At 66.9% G+C, this 15,748-nt stretch carries 18 protein-coding genes; 10 read left to right on the top strand and 8 right to left on the bottom strand.

Translation table 11 applies throughout. The annotated features are described in order from the left end of the window. Positions 1-17: 17 nt before the first annotated feature. Positions 18-857 (top strand): YihY/virulence factor BrkB family protein, encoded by an 840-nt coding sequence (locus G474_RS0109040; protein ID WP_026686685.1) that lies wholly within the window; start codon positions 18-20, stop codon positions 855-857. Here G474_RS0109040 and G474_RS0109035 read toward each other — a convergent pair. Further along, entirely contained in the window at positions 832-2,319 is a 1,488-nt protein-coding gene (locus G474_RS0109035; protein WP_026686684.1) for a hypothetical protein, read from the bottom strand. The two genes, G474_RS0109040 and G474_RS0109035, sit on opposite strands and share 26 nt — an antisense overlap. 178 nt (positions 2,320-2,497) lie before the next feature. On the opposite strand from G474_RS0109035, the gene rpsP reads away from it, so the two are divergent. From rpsP to G474_RS0109010, 5 genes are all read left to right on the top strand, one after another. Further along, the gene (gene rpsP / locus G474_RS0109030) at positions 2,498-2,752 is read left to right on the top strand and encodes a 30S ribosomal protein S16 (protein ID WP_026686683.1); all 255 of its coding nucleotides are present in this window, start codon (positions 2,498-2,500) and stop codon (positions 2,750-2,752) included. Between the two features lie 39 nt (positions 2,753-2,791). Beyond that, positions 2,792-3,292 (top strand): ribosome maturation factor RimM, encoded by a 501-nt coding sequence (gene rimM, locus G474_RS0109025; RefSeq protein ID WP_026686682.1) that lies wholly within the window; start codon positions 2,792-2,794, stop codon positions 3,290-3,292. 20 nt (positions 3,293-3,312) lie between these two features. Then, a complete protein-coding gene (trmD, locus tag G474_RS0109020; protein ID WP_026686681.1) occupies positions 3,313-4,122 on the top strand; it encodes a tRNA (guanosine(37)-N1)-methyltransferase TrmD in 810 nt (269 codons plus the stop codon). A 12-nt stretch (positions 4,123-4,134) separates the two neighbouring features. Beyond that, positions 4,135-4,512: a 50S ribosomal protein L19 gene (rplS, locus tag G474_RS0109015; protein WP_026686680.1), complete on the top strand. Its 378-nt coding sequence runs from the start codon at positions 4,135-4,137 to the stop codon at positions 4,510-4,512. Positions 4,513-4,579: 67 nt separating this feature from the next. Continuing rightward, positions 4,580-5,548: an endonuclease/exonuclease/phosphatase family protein gene (locus G474_RS0109010; RefSeq protein WP_026686679.1), complete on the top strand. Its 969-nt coding sequence runs from the start codon at positions 4,580-4,582 to the stop codon at positions 5,546-5,548. Here the strand turns inward: G474_RS0109010 and G474_RS0109005 are convergent. From G474_RS0109005 to xseB, 5 genes are all read right to left on the bottom strand, one after another. After that, positions 5,538-6,917: a reverse transcriptase family protein gene (locus G474_RS0109005; RefSeq protein ID WP_051282181.1), complete on the bottom strand. Its 1,380-nt coding sequence runs from the start codon at positions 6,915-6,917 to the stop codon at positions 5,538-5,540. The two genes, G474_RS0109010 and G474_RS0109005, sit on opposite strands and share 11 nt — an antisense overlap. A gap of 330 nt (positions 6,918-7,247) precedes the next feature. Then, positions 7,248-8,057 (bottom strand): GTP cyclohydrolase FolE2, encoded by an 810-nt coding sequence (gene folE2, locus G474_RS0109000; protein ID WP_026686677.1) that lies wholly within the window; start codon positions 8,055-8,057, stop codon positions 7,248-7,250. Positions 8,058-8,069: 12 nt separating this feature from the next. Next, positions 8,070-9,944, bottom strand: coding sequence for a 1-deoxy-D-xylulose-5-phosphate synthase (gene dxs, locus G474_RS0108995; RefSeq protein ID WP_043463812.1), 1,875 nt, complete (start codon positions 9,942-9,944; stop codon positions 8,070-8,072). Then, on the bottom strand, positions 9,944-10,846 hold the full coding sequence (locus tag G474_RS0108990; protein ID WP_026686675.1) for a polyprenyl synthetase family protein: 903 nt from the start codon (positions 10,844-10,846) through the stop codon (positions 9,944-9,946). Before G474_RS0108990 ends, dxs begins: the two co-directional genes overlap by 1 nt. Further along, positions 10,843-11,094 (bottom strand): exodeoxyribonuclease VII small subunit, encoded by a 252-nt coding sequence (xseB, locus tag G474_RS0108985; RefSeq protein ID WP_026686674.1) that lies wholly within the window; start codon positions 11,092-11,094, stop codon positions 10,843-10,845. The genes G474_RS0108990 and xseB overlap by 4 nt, the downstream gene beginning before the upstream one ends. 126 nt (positions 11,095-11,220) lie before the next feature. Between xseB and G474_RS0108980 the strand changes: the two genes are divergently transcribed. The 3 genes from G474_RS0108980 to G474_RS0108970 all read left to right on the top strand — a co-directional run bounded on the left by G474_RS0108980 (position 11,221) and on the right by G474_RS0108970 (position 13,729). Beyond that, positions 11,221-12,348: an aromatic ring-hydroxylating oxygenase subunit alpha gene (locus tag G474_RS0108980; protein WP_026686673.1), complete on the top strand. Its 1,128-nt coding sequence runs from the start codon at positions 11,221-11,223 to the stop codon at positions 12,346-12,348. A gap of 71 nt (positions 12,349-12,419) precedes the next feature. Continuing rightward, positions 12,420-13,277, top strand: coding sequence for a DMT family transporter (locus tag G474_RS0108975; protein WP_026686672.1), 858 nt, complete (start codon positions 12,420-12,422; stop codon positions 13,275-13,277). 95 nt (positions 13,278-13,372) lie between these two features. After that, positions 13,373-13,729, top strand: coding sequence for a SpoIIAA family protein (locus tag G474_RS0108970; RefSeq protein WP_026686671.1), 357 nt, complete (start codon positions 13,373-13,375; stop codon positions 13,727-13,729). Positions 13,730-13,997: 268 nt separating this feature from the next. Here G474_RS0108970 and G474_RS22045 read toward each other — a convergent pair whose 3' ends face one another. Beyond that, positions 13,998-14,336, bottom strand: a complete 339-nt coding sequence (locus tag G474_RS22045) for a PepSY domain-containing protein (RefSeq protein ID WP_051282180.1) — start codon at positions 14,334-14,336, stop codon at positions 13,998-14,000. 145 nt (positions 14,337-14,481) lie between these two features. Next, entirely contained in the window at positions 14,482-14,715 is a 234-nt protein-coding gene (locus tag G474_RS0108960; protein WP_026686670.1) for a hypothetical protein, read from the bottom strand. Positions 14,716-14,869: 154 nt separating this feature from the next. Here G474_RS0108960 and G474_RS20250 point away from each other — a divergent pair, with 154 nt between their 5' ends. After that, positions 14,870-15,748: a hypothetical protein gene (locus tag G474_RS20250; RefSeq protein WP_051282179.1), complete on the top strand. Its 879-nt coding sequence runs from the start codon at positions 14,870-14,872 to the stop codon at positions 15,746-15,748.

Genomic DNA, 15,748 nt, shown 5'->3' with positions numbered 1-15,748 from the left:
GGCTATTATAGCGGCCCATGTCCCGACCCCTTCACCGAGTCCTGCTCGATCTCCCCGCCGATCTGGTGCGCGTGTTCCGCCAGGAGCGCCTGACCCAGGTGGCTGCCTCCCTGGCCTTTTCCACCCTGCTGACCCTGGTGCCCCTGGTTTCCCTGGTCCTGGTGGTGGCTTCCTCCCTGCCCGGCTTCAACGTGCTGGTGGGGCAGCTGGACAGCCTGCTGATGCAGACCCTGCTGCCGGGCAAGTCGGGGGGCGCCGTGGCCGAGCAGGTCTATTTCATGGCCAGCAAGGCCAGGCAGCTCACCTGGCCCTGGGTGCTGGTGCTGGCGGGGATGGTGTTCCTGCTGCTGCATACCCTGGAGGTAGCCCTGAACCAGGTCTGGGGTATCAAGGAAGGGCGTCCCTGGCTGCGCCGTTTGCCCCTGTACCTGAGCGGGATGGTGGGGGTGCCTCTGCTGATGGGAGGGCTGACCAGTCTGCTGGGGTTCCTGATCAAGCTGGCCCTGGGCTGGAATGATGGGCTGGCGCCCCTGGAAACGGAGCTGCTGAAGGGGCTCAACCTGGCTCTCCTGGGAGGCTTCTTCGCCCTGTTCTACTATGCCATGCCCCATGTCCGGGTCAGTCCCTGGGCGGCCCTCTGGGGCGGGGTCCTGGTGAGCCTGGGGCTGGCTGGGATGAAGCTGGGGCTGCTCTGGTATCTGGCCCGGGTGTCCTTCTATTCCAAGGTCTATGGCACCCTCTCGGCCCTGCCCATCTTCCTGATCTGGCTTTATCTGGCCTGGATCCTGGTCCTGGTGGTGGCGGTCCTGGTGGCCAGCCTGGACGGGGCCCTCACGAAGCGTCGGCCTCGATCGTGAAGACTTCCACTCGGCCGGTCTGTTCGCTCACTTCCAGGGCCCGCACCTGACGGATCTCCAGGTTGGCCTTCTGGATCAGCAGCAGCAGCTTGCGGCTCTGGTCGGTGATGGCGCCGGCGGGCACCACCAGCACCGGTTCGTTCCGCAGGGGCGGCAGTTCCGGCAGGATCAGGGCCGAGGTGCGGCCCTGGTTGCCCGGGTCGCTGGGGATGGCGAGCAGGGCCGGGGTGGCTTCCGGGGCCAGGACCTGGAGGCCGATCTCGATGTGTTCGGGGTTTTCCGAGAGGGCCCAGCGCACCAGGCAGATCTGCCAGCGTTCGTTGCTGGCGAGCTCCGCATCGGTGCGCAGGGCGACGATGTCGCCCACCCGGATGCGCCCGGCCTTGCCGTGCAGGTGCATCAGGGCGTAGCCATCGGGACTCTCGTTGGTGATCATCCACTGGCTGAAATCCTCCTCGGCCATGGCCTCCGGGGTCTGCAACATGCGCCAGAGCCGCTCCAGGCCAGCCACCAGGGTGCCCCGGTGGGACTGCCGCCGGCGCGGGAAGCGGCGCTTGCCCGGGTTGCCCCAGAAGCTGGCGAGCCGGCGCAGGGTGCCCTTGCCGGCGGGCGTGTCTGCCAGGGCAGGGAGCTGCAGTTCCCTGGCCTTTTGCCCGGCGCTCAGGGCTGCCAGGTGGATGCCTGCCTGTTCGGCCATGGCGAGGCAGGAAAAGTAGTACACCTTGTAGTCCGGCGGCGGCGCCCGGCGGGCCAGGGCGAAGGCGGGAAAGTCCCGGCTGGGGTCGATCCAGAACAGGCCGCCGGTTTCGGCCGGCAGTCGGGCGCTGATGTTCAGGGTGCCGGCCCGCTGGCGCACGTATTCGGCCACGAAGGCCAGTTCCTGAGAGGAAAAGGAGGCGGGCTGGGCGCAGGCCAGCAGCAGGGCCTCGCCGTAGGCGGTGATGGGGCGCGGATGGCCAGGCTCGGGGGACATCTCCAGGCTGCGCAGGTAGGTGCCGTGCAGGCGCTGCCAGATGCCCAGGCCGGCGGGGGCGGCGACCAGGTAGCTGATGTACAGGTGCTTGTGCAGGCAGAAGGCGGTGCGCTCCAGGCTCAGTTCCAGCTCGCTGGCCTGGGCCTCCCCGGAGAGGGCGCTGAGCACCCCTTCGTAGCCCAGGGCGAAATCCTCCAGCACGTCCTGGAGGGTGTTGACCTGCTGGCGGATGCGCCGGGCCAGGGGAATGCCGGCGCCGGCAAACTGGGTGATCTGTTCTTCCAGGCGGGTGCTCAGGCAGGCAAACAGCATTTCCAGCAGCTTCAGGCTCTGGCGGGGGGGCAGGGGCGTCTCCCGCAGGGTGTCGAGCTGGGTGCCCAGTTCCTCCAGTTCCAGTTCCGTGGAGTCCCGGTGGGTGGCCAGCCAGGTCAGGATCAGGCGCACATTCCTGTCGGTGGGATCTGGTTTGGAATTCGGGGTGTCAGCCATGGGGTTCTCCAATCTCTCCGGAGCATAATCAAATTCGGCCTGCTTTTCATCCGTAAATGTTGCGTCGCCGCAAGGCGTGGGGCCGCTGCTCCATTCCGGTGTCGCGAACATGGCTTGTATTTCTCCGCTTTCCCTTTATAATTCAGCCCTTTTCGATTTCACTCAACCGGACAAAACAATGGTCGTTATTCGCCTTGCCCGCGGTGGTGCCAAGAAGCGCCCCTTCTACAATCTGGTCGTTACCGACTCCCGCAATCGCCGTGATGGCCGTTTCGTCGAGCGTATCGGCTTCTACAACCCCGTTGCCGCCGAGAGCGAAGAAGGCCTGCGCGTCGCCATGGACCGCCTGACCTACTGGCAACAGAACGGTGCCCAGCTGTCCCCCACCGTGGCCCGCCTGGTCAAGCAATACGCTGCCAAGCAAGCTGCCTGATTCATTCTGCCTTCAGGACTACCCTTGTCGGCTGCTGATATCGTCGTGCTCGGGCGCATCGTCGCCCCCTACGGCGTAAAAGGTTGGGTGAGGGTCCATCCTTTCGGGGATGATCCCCTGAGCTGGCGGGAAATGCCGGTCTGGTGGCTGGCTCCGGCAGAGACAGGGGCGTGGCAGGCGTATGAACTGCTCAGTTTCAAGGCCCACGGAGATGGCCTGGTGGCCGCTTTCGCAGGGGTGGAAGACCGTAATGGGGCCGAGGCCCTGAAGGGCTGGTGGATCGGGGCTCCCCGGGAAGCCTTGCCGCAACCCGAAGAGAACGAATTCTACTGGGCCGATCTGGTCGGCATGGTCGTGGTCAATGGCGCCGATGAGGTGCTGGGCACCGTACAGGGCCTGATCGAGACCGGCGCCAATGACGTGCTGCGGGTCGTCGATGCCGACGGAACGGAGCGCCTGCTGCCTTTCGTGGATGCGGTGGTCCGGGATGTGGATGCCGGCAACCGCCGGATTCGCGTGGAGTGGGGCCTGGACTGGTGAACGCCGGGGCGAATGCCGGAATGACGGATGCAGCAGGGTTGGGCGCGGTGTTTGACTGCGTCAGCATCTTTCCGGAGATGTTCGAGGCCCTGACCCGTTCAGGCATCACCCGCAAGGCCCTGGAAGAAGGCCGCTGGTCCTTCGCCGCCTGGAATCCCCGGGACTACGCCGAGAACGCCTGGCGTACCGTGGATGACCGGCCTTACGGCGGCGGTCCCGGCATGCTGATGCAGCCCGGCCCGCTGGAAAAGGCCATCCTGGCCGCCAAAGCGCGTCAGCAGGCAGCTGGCAAGGCGAGCAGCCGGGTGATTTATCTCTCGCCCCAGGGGCGGCCCCTGACCCACAGCCGGGTCATGGAGCTGGCTGGTGCGGAGGAAGGTTTGATCCTGCTCTGCGGGCGCTACGAAGGGGTGGATGAACGCCTGATCGAGCGCTGCGTGGATGAGGAAATCTCCATCGGGGATTTCGTCCTGTCCGGCGGCGAGCTGCCGGCCATGGTCCTGATGGATGCGGTGATCCGCCAGTTGCCCGGGGTGCTGGGCGATGCGGCCTCCGCTGTTGAAGATTCGTTCGTGGCGGGCCTGCTGGACTGCCCCCACTACACCCGTCCCGAGGTCTACGAGGGGCAGGGGGTGCCGGAAGTGCTGTTGTCCGGCAACCACGCAAGAATTCGCCGCTGGCGGCTCAAGGAGTCGTTGGCGCGGACCCGGAAGCGCAGGCCGGAACTCCTGACGCAACGCGCCATGAGCGCGGAAGAAACGCAACTCCTCGCCGAGATTCTTGCAGAAGAAGGGCGGCAGAAGAGCAATGCGGTGAGCAATGACACTTAACAAGGAACTCACATGAACCTGATCCAGCAACTGGAACAAGAAGAAATCGCCCGCCTGGGCAAGACCATTCCCGACTTCGCTCCCGGCGACACCGTCGTCGTGCAAGTGAAGGTCAAGGAAGGCAACCGGGAACGTCTGCAGGCTTACGAAGGCGTCGTCATCGCCAAGCGTAACCGTGGTCTGAACTCTGCCTTCATCGTGCGCAAGATCTCCTCCGGCGAGGGTGTGGAACGGACCTTCCAGACCTACTCCCCCCTGGTGGCCAGCATCGAAGTCAAGCGTCGCGGTGATGTGCGCCGTGCCAAGCTGTACTACCTCCGCGAACGTTCCGGCAAGTCCGCCCGGATCAAGGAAAAGCTGGTGCGCAAGAACGCCCCCACCGCCGCCTGATCGGCCCGGTGGTCAGCAGTACCTGGAACGGAGCGCCTCGGCGCTCCGTTTTTTCTTGGGGAAAACCATGGCGCCCGCCTGGCCTGAACGCCTGAAAGCCGCCCTCTTGCGCCGTGCCCGCATCCTGCTCGGGCTGCTGGCTGCCGCTGTCGGCCTGGGTTATGGGGGCGGCTGGCACTGGTTCGCCGAACTGTTCGCCCATTTCTTCATCCAGTACTGGCTGGCGGCCCTGGTCCTGGCGGCCATTTTCTTCTGGGCCCGCTCCCGGGGCTGGGCCCTGGCAGCCCTGGTCCTGCTGGCCTTGTGCAGCCTGGAGCTGGCCCCCTTCTTCCGGGCCGAGGAGGCGGCCCCGGCCGGGGACGAAGTGGTGGCGCTGCTGCAGTTCAATGCCGCCCAGTCCCCGGGGCGCCTGGAATCCTGGCTGGCAGCCACGACGCCGGGGCCGGACCTGATCCTGCTCCTGGAGGCGACGCCGGATTTTGTACCCCTGCTGGAGCGCCTGCGCCCCCGCTACCCCCATCAGTGGCAGCGCCTGCAGGAGGGACCCTTTGGCATCGCCCTCCTGAGCCGGCGTCCCTTCGCCCGGGCGGCGGCCATCGAACCCATAGGTCCGGAGCACCCGGGCTTGGACCTGCGCCTGGAATCCGGGGGGCGGCCGTTGCGCATCCTGGGCATCCACCCGCCGCCGCCCCTGGGGGAACTCCTGGCCGGACAGCGGGACCGCTACATGGATGAGCTGGCGGGTTTGCTGCGCCCGGAGGAGGCGACCCTGGTGCTGGGGGACCTGAACTCCACGGTCTGGTCCCCTCGCCTCAGGGCGTTCATGGCGCGTACGGGCATGGCCGATTGTCAGCGGGGGCTGGGCCTGGCGGCTAGCTGGCCGGCGGCGACGGCGGCCCTGCCCGGGGTGGGCGGGCTGCTTGGTCTACCCATAGACCTTTGCCTACAGGCGGGACCGGTGCGGCTGCTGGAACGCCGGGTGGAGGCGGATCTGGGCTCCGATCACCTGCCGGTACTGACCCGTTTCAGCTTCTGAGTCCGTCCCAGTCGATGCCGGCGAACAGGGCCATGAGCCTGGCGCCCCGGGGGGGATGTACCTGGGCAAACCAGGCGATGCGTCCTTGCAGGTGGGCTCGGAAATCCGGCCGGCCTTCCCGGTTCTGGCTGGCCGGTCCATGCCGGCGGCAGTTGGTGAGGATGGCCTTGAGCCGGTCGTACTCCTGGCGGGGCAGGTTGAGCTGCTGATTCACCACCAGGCCGGTGACTGACTGGCGGGTGCTGGCGGGCAGGATGCGGGTCTTGCGCCAGTGGGGGGTGAAGCCTTCTTCCAGGATGATCTCCTGGACCATGGTGAGGATGCGCCGGCCCCGGCCGGGGTCGTGGCTGGGGAGGGAAAACACCAGATCATCCACATAGCGGCTATAGACGGCCCCGGCTTCCCTGGCGGCGCCGGCCAGGCGCAGGTCCAGGCGGTAGGCGCAGAGATTGGCCAGGGCCGGGGAGGTGGGCGCTCCCTGGGGCAGGTGGCGTTCCATGAACTGGCGGGCCCAGGCCTGTCGTTGGCGGCGTTCTTCCGGGCTCGGGTATTCCTCCTGGGGAACCTGGCGCAGCACCCCTGGGGGCGTGCCGTGGGTGGTCAGCCCGGTCAGGTAGCGGGCGGTTTCCCGGGGGTAGCCCAGGGTGCGGAACAGGGCGTGCACCCGGGCTCCGGGTATGCTCACGAAAAAGTCGCGCAGGTCCAGCTTCAGGAGCAGGGGGGCGCCCGTGTGCAGCGCCCCGTTGCTCAGCACCGAGCGGCCCCGGACGCAGCCCTGGGCCGCCGGATGCACCGGCACCCGGTTGAGGATTTCCGCCAGGATGCGGCGCTGCAGGGCCCGGAGTCTGGCCTTGGGGGCTTCGATCAGGCGGGCGCCGCCCTGGCGTTTCTGCATCCAGCGGTAGTGGTAATGCCCGAGCTCCGGGGCCTGGGGCCGCCGGCCTCCGGGGTTGGCGAACCAGTCCAGCTGGGTGGGGGAGAGCTCCAGCCAGTCCGCCAGTTCCCCGGTGCTGGCCAGGGCAGGCAGGGCCACGCCGGCCAGGGCGCCGGGGCGTGGAGCCATGCGCGGCTGCAGGGGGAAGAAGCCCCGTACCCGGGGCGGCGTGGCACCCAGGAAGGGCGGGTAGGCCAGGATCAGGGCGAGGATTTCATCGTGTTGCTCGGGCTGCCAGGGACGCCCCTGGCCCAATTCGAAATGCAGGCGCAGGCACAGGTCGGTGAGCCAGGGCCAGGGGCTGCCCAGCAGTCTGGTGCCCCGCTCCCGCATGGGGCCGGGCCGGTCGTCGCCGTACAGGAAGGCGCGGGTCAGGGCCTCCGCCACCTGGCGGATGTGGGGGGTGATGGGCGGGGGAAACCAGGGCTCGTCCACGGCGGCGGGGCGGGAAGTGGGAGGGGGGTTGATGCGCCCTCCAGCCTGTCGTGTGGTGCCTGAGCAGATCACGCCGCAGGCGTGGGCCGCTCAGGCAGGGAAATACCGGACTACCAGAACATCCCTGGGGTAACCCCAGAGCCGCCGGACTCCGAGGAGGACGGCTTACGCCTGGAGGGGCGCATCACGGGGCAGCCTAATGCAAGGAGGATGGGCGGGTCAAATGGGGCGATCGCAGGGGGCGGATCGAAGGGGGCGGATCGAAGGGGCGCGGCCGGCCGGGCGCCTTGCCCCCTCCTGCGGTATCCGGCCGGGCTGAGCTGGTCTGGCTCAGGGGTGACGGGCCGGCGCCTTCTTGTCCCGTTCGATCAGGGCGTAGGCGGAGTGGTTGTGGATGGATTCGAAGTTCTCCGATTCCACCACGTAGTAATCGATCCGGGGTTCGGCGTTCAAGCGGGCGGCCACGTCGCGCACCATGTCCTCGACGAACTTGGGATTGTCGTAGGCCCGTTCGGTGACGTGCTTTTCATCCGGGCGCTTCAGGAGGCCGTACAGCTCGCAGGAGGCCTCGTCCTCCACCAGGCGCACGATCTCCTCGATCCACATGAAGTCGTTGGTGCGGGCGGTGATGGTGACGTGGGAGCGCTGGTTGTGGGCGCCCCGCTCGGAAATCTTCTTGGAGCAGGGGCAGAGGCTGGTGACCGGCACCACCACCTTGAGGCTGGTGGCGATTTCCCCGTGGCAGATGTCGCCAATGAAGGTCACGTCGTAGTCCATCAGGCTCTGCACGCCGGACACCGGGGCAGTCTTGTTGATGAAGTAGGGGAAGCTCATCTCGATGTGCCCGGTCTGGGCCTCCAGCCGTTCCACCATTTCCTGCAGCATGGTGGGGAAGTTCTCCACCGAGATTTCCTGGTCGTGGCCGTTCAGGATCTCCACGAAGCGGGACATGTGGGTGCCCTTGAAGTTGTGGGGCAGGCCCACGTACATGTTGAAGCTGGCGATGGTGTGCTGGATGCCGCGGCTCTTGTCGCTCACCTTGATGGGGTGGCGGATGGACTTGATGCCCACCTTGTTGATGGCCAGCTGGCGGGTGTCGGCAGAGTTCTGCACGTCGGGGATGATGGGGTTGGGGCTCATGCTGTTCCTGTTTTAAGAATGGTCTTGTTGGGCATTCCGGACCGACTTGACGATGCCTGCGGCGTCCAGACCCAGGTCGGCCAGCAGCTGGCCCTGTTCGCCATGATCGATGAAGTGGTCCGGCAGGCCCAGGCGCAGCAGGGGGGTATCCAGACCCCGCTGTGCCAGGATGCGGGCCACTTCCGAGCCGGCGCCGCCGATCAAAGCGTTTTCTTCGATGCTCACCAGGAGCGAATGGTTCCCGGCCAGTTCCGCGATCAGCGCCTCGTCCATGGGCTTCACGAAGCGCATGTTGGCGACGCTGGCATCCAGGGTTTCCCCGGCGGCCAGGGCCGGGGCCACCATGCTGCCGAAGGCCAGCAGGGCCACATCCCGGCCCTGGCGCAGCAGTTCCCCCCGGCCCACGGGCAGGGTGTCGAGCCCGGTGTCGGGCAGGCTGCCGTTGCCGCCGCCCCGGGGGTAGCGCACGGCGGTGGGGACGTCCAGGGCGTAGGCGGTGCTCAGCATGCGCCGGCATTCGGCCTCGTCGGCGGGGGTCATGATCACCAGGTTGGGGATGCAGCTCAGGTAAGAAAGGTCGAAGTGGCCGTGGTGGGTGGCCCCGTCGGCGCCCACCAGGCCGCCCCGGTCGATGGCGAACAGCACCGGCAGGTTCTGCAGGGCCACGTCGTGGATCAACTGGTCATAGGCCCGCTGCAGGAAGGTGGAGTAGATCGCCACCACCGGCTTCAGGCCCTCGCAGGCCAGGCCGGCGGCGAAGGTGACGGCGTGCTGCTCGGCGATGCCCACATCGTAATAGCGTTCCGGGAAGCGTTCGGCGAAGCGCACCAGGCCCGAGCCTTCACCCATGGCCGGGGTGATGCCCACCAGGCGCGGGTCGGCGGCGGCCACGTCGCACAGCCAGTCCCCGAACACCTGGGTGTAGGTGAGCTTGCCTCCCCCCTTGCCGGCCTGGATGCCCTGGCTGGCGTCGAACTTGCCCACCCCGTGGTAGAGGATGGGATTGGCCTCGGCCAGCTTGTAGCCCTGGCCCTTCTTGGTGATCACGTGCAGGAACTGGGGGCCCTTGAGCTTCTTGATGTTCTCCAGGGTGGGCAGCAGGGCATCCAGGTCGTGGCCGTCGATGGGGCCGTAGTAGTGGAAGCCGAATTCCTCGAACAGGGTGCCCGGGGAGATCATCCCCTTCACGTGTTCCTCGGCGCGCCGGGCCAGCTCCAGGAGCGGCGGGGCGAAGCCGAGCATGTGCCGGCCCGCTTCCCGGGCGGCGTTGTAGGTCTTGCCCGACATGAGCCGGGTGAGGATGCGGTTCAGGGCGCCCACCGGGGGCGAGATGGACATCTCGTTGTCGTTCAGGATCACCAGCATGTCCGCATCGGCGACCCCGGCATTGTTCAAGGCCTCGAAGGCCATGCCGGCGGACATGGCGCCGTCGCCGATGATCGCCACCACCTTGCGCTTCTCCCCCTTCTGCTTGGCGGCCAGGGCCATGCCCAGGGCGGCGGAGATGGAGGTGGAGGAGTGGCCGACGCCAAAGGTGTCGTAGGGGGACTCGCAGCGCTTGGGAAAGCCGGAGACGCCGCCCTGCATGCGCAGCCGGGCCATGCCGGCGCGCCGCCCGGTGAGCACCTTGTGGGCGTAGCACTGGTGGCCCACGTCCCAGACCAGGCGGTCTTCCGGGGTGTCGAACAGGTAGTGCAGGGCGATGGTGAGTTCCACCGTGCCCAGGTTGGAGGACAGGTGGCCGCCGGTGCGGGACACGGATTCCACCAGGAAGTCCCGCAGTTCCTCGGCCAGCAGGGGCAGCTGGCGCCGCTCCAGGCGGCGCAGGTCGGCGGGGGACTGGATGTGGTCCAGCAGGGAATAGGAGGGCAGGGGAGGCGTGGTCATCAGAATTGTCGATGGCAGATGAAATCCGCCAGTTCGGTGAGCCGCCGGGCCCGGGGACCGAAGGGGGCCAGGGCTTCCAGGGCCTCGTGGCGCAGTTCGGCGGCGTAGCGGCGGGCGCCTTCCAGTTCCAGAAGGCTCACGTAGGTGGGCTTGTCGGCGGCCTCGTCCTTGCCGGCGGTCTTGCCCAGGGTGGCGGTGCTGGCGGTGCAGTCGAGGATGTCGTCCACCACCTGGAACAGCAGGCCGGCGCGTTTGGCAAAACGGTCCAGCTGTTCCCGCTCCTCCGGCTGCAGGGGGTCGCCGCACAGGGCGCCGAGGAGTACGGCGGCCCGGATCAGGGCGCCGGTCTTGAGGGCGTGCATCAGTTCCAGCTCGGGCTGGTTCAGGGCCTTGCCCACGGCAGCCAGGTCTATGGCCTGACCGCCGCACATGCCCAGGGAGCCGCTGGCGTGGGCCAGCAGGGCCAGCATTTCCACCTGCCGGGCCGGGTCGGTCAGGCCGGGCTGGGCGAGGATTTCAAAGGCCCGGGTCTGCAGGGCGTCGCCCACCAGGAGGGCCGTGGCCTCGTCGTATTCCACGTGGCAGGTGGGCCGGCCCCGGCGCAGCACGTCGTCGTCCATGCAGGGCAGGTCGTCATGGACCAGGGAATAGGCGTGAATCAGCTCCACGGCGCAGGCCGCGGCGGCCAGCCGTGCCGGGGGGGCATTGCTGAGCTGGCCGGCGGCCCAGGTCAGCAGCGGCCGCACCCGTTTGCCGCCGCCCAGGGCCGCGTAACGCATGGCCTGGTGCAGCCGCTGGGGAATGGCGTCGGGGGAGGGCAGGCGCTCGGCCAGGGCGGTTTCCATTTCCGCCTGGACCTGGCCCATCCAGGTCTGGAAGTCGCAATCGGGACAGATGTTCATGGCCGTTCTCCCTCGGGGTTCCAGTCCTTCAGCTGGCCGGCCTCCATGATCTGGATCTTCTGTTCGGCGGCCGTCAGCTGTCCCTGGCAGTGCTGCAGCAGGGCCATGCCGCGCCGGTAGGCGGTGATGGAGTCTTCCAGCTCCAGCTTGCCGCCTTCCATGGTCTGCACCAGGGCTTCCAGTTCGGCGAGGGCGGCTTCGAATTTCAGGTCGGCGGGGAGGGCTGGGGGGGCTTCCGGGTTGGACATGGAGGTCAGTGCGAAGGAAACGGCCGAAAATACTGAATTAGAGGCTTTTGGTCAAATAGTTACCGGGGTACAATCGCCCCTCTTTTTTTGGCCAAGGCTTTGGCCCTAGCCCGTTGGAGGTGTGGAATGACCGACATTGCGACATTGTCCCGGTTGGCCCCCGCAGTTTCCCAACTGCCGGTGGACTGGTATTTCGACGAAAAGATCTTCGAACTGGAGAAGAAGCTTATCTTCGATGCCGGTCCCGGCTACGTCGGCCACCAGCTCATGGTGCCCGAATCGGGCGACTACCGTTCCATGGAATGGCTGGACCATGCCAAGCTGCTCCTCAACAACGAGGGCAACATCTGGCAGATGTCCAACGTCTGCCGCCATCGCCAGGCCATCATGCTGCAGGGCTCCGGCAAGCTGCAGGGCAGCATCGTCTGCCCCATCCACCGCTGGACCTACGACACCCAGGGTGAGCTGATCGGCGCCCCCCATTTTCCCCAGAATCCCTGCCTGAACCTGAACAAGGCCCAGCTGGAAAACTGGAACGGCCTGCTCTTCAAGGGCCCCCGCTCCGCCAACGCCGACCTGGCCGGCATGAACGTGGCCGGTGAATTCGACTTCTCCGGCTACAAGCTGGACAAGGTCGAGATGCACGAGTGCAACTACAACTGGAAGACCTTCATCGAGGTGTACCTGGAGGACTACCACGTGGTCCCCTTCCACCCGGGCCTGGGCAACTTCGTCACCTGCGACGATCTCTCCTGGCAGTTCGGCGAGTGGTACTCGGTGCAGAAGGTGGGCATCACCTCCCTGATGAAGGAATCCACCTCCGCCGTCTACAACCGTTGGCAGAAGGTGGTGCGCGAGTACTACGGCGACCGGGGCCAGACCCCGCCCCAGGGCGCGGTGTGGCTGACCTACTACCCCAACATCATGGTGGAGTGGTATCCCCACGTGCTGGTGGTGTCCACCCTGGTGCCCATGGGCGTGCACAAGACCATGAACGTGGTGGAGTTCTACTACCCCGAGGAAATCGTGGACTTCGAGCGGGAATTCATCGAGGCCGAGCAAGCCGCCTACATGGAAACCGCCATCGAGGACGACGACATCGGTGAACGCATGGACCGGGGCCGCATGGCCCTGGAGGCTGAAGGCATCAACGAAGTGGGCCCCTACCAGAGCCCCACCGAAGACGGCATGCAGCACTTCCACGAGTTCTACCGGCGCATCATGGAGTCCGCCATCCAGGAATCCCGCCGCTGAAACGGCCGGAAGCACCAGGGGCGCCGGGGTAAAATCCGGCGCCCCTGTTCTTTTCCCGGAGCCTTCCGCCCATGCAATCCCTGTGGATGATCGCCGCCAGCTTCCTGTTTGCCTGCATGGGCCTGTGCGTCAAGCTGGCCGCCGAGGCCGGCTTCTCCGCCGCCGAGATCGTCTTCTACCGCTGCGCCATCGCCCTGGTGCTGATGACGGTGATGGTGCGCCTGCGCGGGGTCTCCCTGCGCACCAGCCACTGGAGCTTCCAGCTGCAGCGGGGCGTCTCCGGCTTTCTCGCCCTGACCCTCTATTTCTGGGCCATCACCATGCTGCCCCTGGCCACGGCGGTGACCCTCAACTACACGGCGCCCATCTTCCTGGCCCTGCTGCTCATGGCCCTGAGCGGCGTACGGCTCACCAGCGGCATGACCCTGGCCCTGGGCATGGGGCTGGCCGGGGTGGGCTTCCTGCTCCAGCCCAGCTTTGCCGCCGAGCAGTGGTTCGGCGGCCTGGTGGGGCTCACTTCCGGGATGCTCGCGGCCCTGGCCTATTACAACGTGCGGGAGCTGGGGGCCCTGGGGGAACCCGAAACCCGCACCGTGTTCTATTTTTCCCTGCTGTCTACGGTGGGCAGCCTGGTCTGGCTGGCCTTCTCGGAGATGCACATGCCCACCGGGGACAACATCCTGATCCTGCTCGGGGTGGGCGGTTTCGCCACCCTGGCCCAGCTCGCCATGACCCGGGCCTACGCCCGGGGCAAGACCCTCTTGAGCGCCAACCTGGCCTACAGCACCGTGGTCTTCGCCAGCCTGTTCGGCGTGCTGTTCTGGGGCGAGCACCTGGGCTGGCCCGAAGCCCTGGGCATCCTGCTGGTGGTGCTCTCGGGCATTGCCGCCAGCCGCTTTTCCCGGGCCAGTCCGGCCGAGCAGGATTGACGCCGGGCGCAGCCACTGGAGCCGACCTGCCGGGGAATCCGGGTTAAACTGGCGACATCCACAACGATAACGACACACGAGTACAGGAGCCCATCATGATCGTCACCGACCACCAGCCCCGCCGCGTCAATGTGAGTGTCTACGGGGAGTTCACCCTGGCGGACTACAAGGAATTCGAGGAACTGGTGAACTACAAGATCCAGTTCGAAGGCCCGGTGGATCTTTATTTCGACCTGCGTGAAATGGGCGACGTGACCCTGGACGTGGCCTGGGAGGAACTGCGTTTTTCCCGCCAGCACCCCAAGGATTTCCGCCGCGTCGCCGTGGTCACCGACAGCCAGTGGGTGACCTGGAGCGCCTGGCTGTCCCAGGCCTTCGTGGAAGCCGACGTGGAGGTGTTCGACGCCCCCGAGGCCGCCCAGGCCTGGCTGGACGAAGAAGCGGCAGCCTGAGGGCGGCTTCATCCGGCAGGACGGGGAACGGGGCTCAGGCCCCGTTTTCCTTTCTGGCGCCGGCGGCCCCAGAGGCGGCCCCGGGCGCTCAGCGGGCGTTCAACCTTAAAACCTCAGTTAAACCACAGAGGCACAGAGACGCCGAGGAAAAACAAAGACTTGTCCTGGAAGGCCAGGTCACTTTCTAGGTGAGCGTGGAAGATAGTGCAAGCCATTGTTTTTTTGAACTTCTCTGTGTCTTTGTGTCTCTGTGGTGAGGTTTTTAGGTTCATTGGTCTGAACTCTGGTAGGTCACGGAGCCGGGCTTGGCTTCAACCCGGTTGTAGCGCACCACCTGGCCGGTGATCGGGTGGTAATAGGCTTCGACGATGCTGCCGTCCTTGTGGATGGCGTAGAACTCGTAGCAGTTGCCCCGGGAAACCTTGAGCTTCACCTGGGTGAAATCCTGCTCTCCGAACACCGCCCGGATCTTGGCTTCGCTCATCCAGCTGGCGCGCTCGCCCGGGTCGCTGCACACCACCTTTTCCCCGGGCGGGCTGGCGTGGGCCTGATGGAGGGCTGCCACGGCAAGCAGCAGGGAGAGACTGAGGCGAACAAGGTGGCGCATGACTGGGCTCCGGGGGTGAGGATCACTGGGGCCGCTGCCGGGTCTTCCCCGGCGCAGCGAACAGGGGCAATTCTAGGGGGGCGGCGCTTAACCGCAGGTGAACGCGCTGCCGGGGATTTCCCTTTGCCGGCAGCGGCGCCGGGGCTCAGGTTTTCTTGCCGCTGTCGGCAGGGGGCGTGATGGCCCGGCCATCCTCGTCGGCGGCCTGGAGCAGCCATACCAGGTCCTCGTCCTGGAGCGGGGTCGGGATCATCTGGTTCCAGCTCCAGCGCAGCACCGGGCCCATGAACACGTAGCGGGCCAGGACATCGCCGCGGCGGGTGACGGCGAAGAAAGGCCAGCTGGAACGGATGGCTTCCTTGATTTGCTGGTCGGTCATGGGGCACTCCCGGTTCAAAACAGGCTTCCAGTCTGGCCGTCCGGGGCCCATCAGGCAAGCCCGGGGGACCTTGGGGGTCAAGTTTTGCCCCAGTCGGCCGTCATGAAGAGGGTCCAGGGGGCCTTGCGTGGGGCCCCGGCATCAGGAGAGAAGCGTGAAGATCGACAACATGCAGTGGCGCGTCAACCTGCGTAACGCCTTGTACGAAGGGGCGCGCCAGGAAGAAACCCCCCAGCAGAAGCGGCTCAAGGAAATCCAGGAAAGCCTGCAGCGCCTGCAGGAAATGCCCAGCCCGAAAACCAGCCAGAAGCAGGCCGCCGCCGAGCGGGTGGGCTGGCTCAAGCAGCGTCTGGAAGCCCTCAAGATGATGTTGCTGCACGCCACCCCGGAGCAGGCCAAGGCCCTGGCCCGGGAGCTGAAGAGCATCGCCAAGGAGCTGGCCTCGGCGGCCAAGAGCCTGTCCTCGGGCTCCGGCTCCGGCACCACCCAGCCCACCGTGCAGGGCAGCGCCGGCGCTGAGGCCGGTGCAGCCGCCGGCACCGATGAAGCCGGGCAGCAGGCGGAAGGCGGGGCGGCGGAAGCGGCCGTGCGCCAGGCCGAGGCGGAGGCGGCCCAGGCGGCGGCAGGGGAATCCGCCGGCGCAGCTGCCGGGACGGCCGGGGCCGGCAGTGAAGCCGCGGCGGCCGAGGCCGGGCAGGAGGCCAGCGAGGCCAGCCAGGAACCCGGAGAAAGCCAGCGGGACGATGGCGCCATGGAGGCGGCCGCCGACAAGAGCCTGCGGCAGCTGCTGGCCGAGGCGCGCAAGCTGCTCAAGGAGGCCCTGGACCTGCTCAAGGCCAAGCTCAGGCAGGGGGACGAGGAAGCCCGCCGGGATGCCCAGGCGGCGGAAAAAAGCCTGGGGGATCTGGACGATGCCCTGGCCCAAGGGGGCGACAGCGGCTTCTACACGGCCCAGGGGGACCTGGGGGGCGGCGAAGCCGTGGCCGGAGCCGGGGGCGCCGAGGTGGGCGCCAACATCAGCGTCAGCGTCTGA

The organism is Azovibrio restrictus DSM 23866, assembly GCF_000429665.1.
GTDB classification, from domain to species: Bacteria; Pseudomonadota; Gammaproteobacteria; order Burkholderiales; family Rhodocyclaceae; genus Azovibrio; species Azovibrio restrictus.
This window is presented reverse-complemented; position numbering and strand designations above follow the sequence as displayed.

Excerpts from the sequence above, each read along its gene's own strand:
- G474_RS0109040 (WP_026686685.1), top strand. The coding sequence starts at position 18 with ATGTCCCGACCCCTTCACCGAGTCCTGCTCGATCTCCCCGCCGATCTG.
- G474_RS0109035 (WP_026686684.1), bottom strand. The coding sequence starts at position 2,319 with ATGGCTGACACCCCGAATTCCAAACCAGATCCCACCGACAGGAATGTG.
- rpsP (WP_026686683.1), top strand. The coding sequence starts at position 2,498 with ATGGTCGTTATTCGCCTTGCCCGCGGTGGTGCCAAGAAGCGCCCCTTC.
- trmD (WP_026686681.1), top strand. The coding sequence starts at position 3,313 with ATGACGGATGCAGCAGGGTTGGGCGCGGTGTTTGACTGCGTCAGCATC.
- rplS (WP_026686680.1), top strand. The coding sequence starts at position 4,135 with ATGAACCTGATCCAGCAACTGGAACAAGAAGAAATCGCCCGCCTGGGC.
- G474_RS0109010 (WP_026686679.1), top strand. The coding sequence starts at position 4,580 with ATGGCGCCCGCCTGGCCTGAACGCCTGAAAGCCGCCCTCTTGCGCCGT.
- folE2 (WP_026686677.1), bottom strand. The coding sequence starts at position 8,057 with ATGAGCCCCAACCCCATCATCCCCGACGTGCAGAACTCTGCCGACACC.
- dxs (WP_043463812.1), bottom strand. The coding sequence starts at position 9,944 with ATGACCACGCCTCCCCTGCCCTCCTATTCCCTGCTGGACCACATCCAG.
- G474_RS0108990 (WP_026686675.1), bottom strand. The coding sequence starts at position 10,846 with ATGAACATCTGTCCCGATTGCGACTTCCAGACCTGGATGGGCCAGGTC.
- xseB (WP_026686674.1), bottom strand. The coding sequence starts at position 11,094 with ATGTCCAACCCGGAAGCCCCCCCAGCCCTCCCCGCCGACCTGAAATTC.
- G474_RS0108980 (WP_026686673.1), top strand. The coding sequence starts at position 11,221 with ATGACCGACATTGCGACATTGTCCCGGTTGGCCCCCGCAGTTTCCCAA.
- G474_RS0108975 (WP_026686672.1), top strand. The coding sequence starts at position 12,420 with ATGCAATCCCTGTGGATGATCGCCGCCAGCTTCCTGTTTGCCTGCATG.
- G474_RS0108970 (WP_026686671.1), top strand. The coding sequence starts at position 13,373 with ATGATCGTCACCGACCACCAGCCCCGCCGCGTCAATGTGAGTGTCTAC.
- G474_RS22045 (WP_051282180.1), bottom strand. The coding sequence starts at position 14,336 with ATGCGCCACCTTGTTCGCCTCAGTCTCTCCCTGCTGCTTGCCGTGGCA.
- G474_RS0108960 (WP_026686670.1), bottom strand. The coding sequence starts at position 14,715 with ATGACCGACCAGCAAATCAAGGAAGCCATCCGTTCCAGCTGGCCTTTC.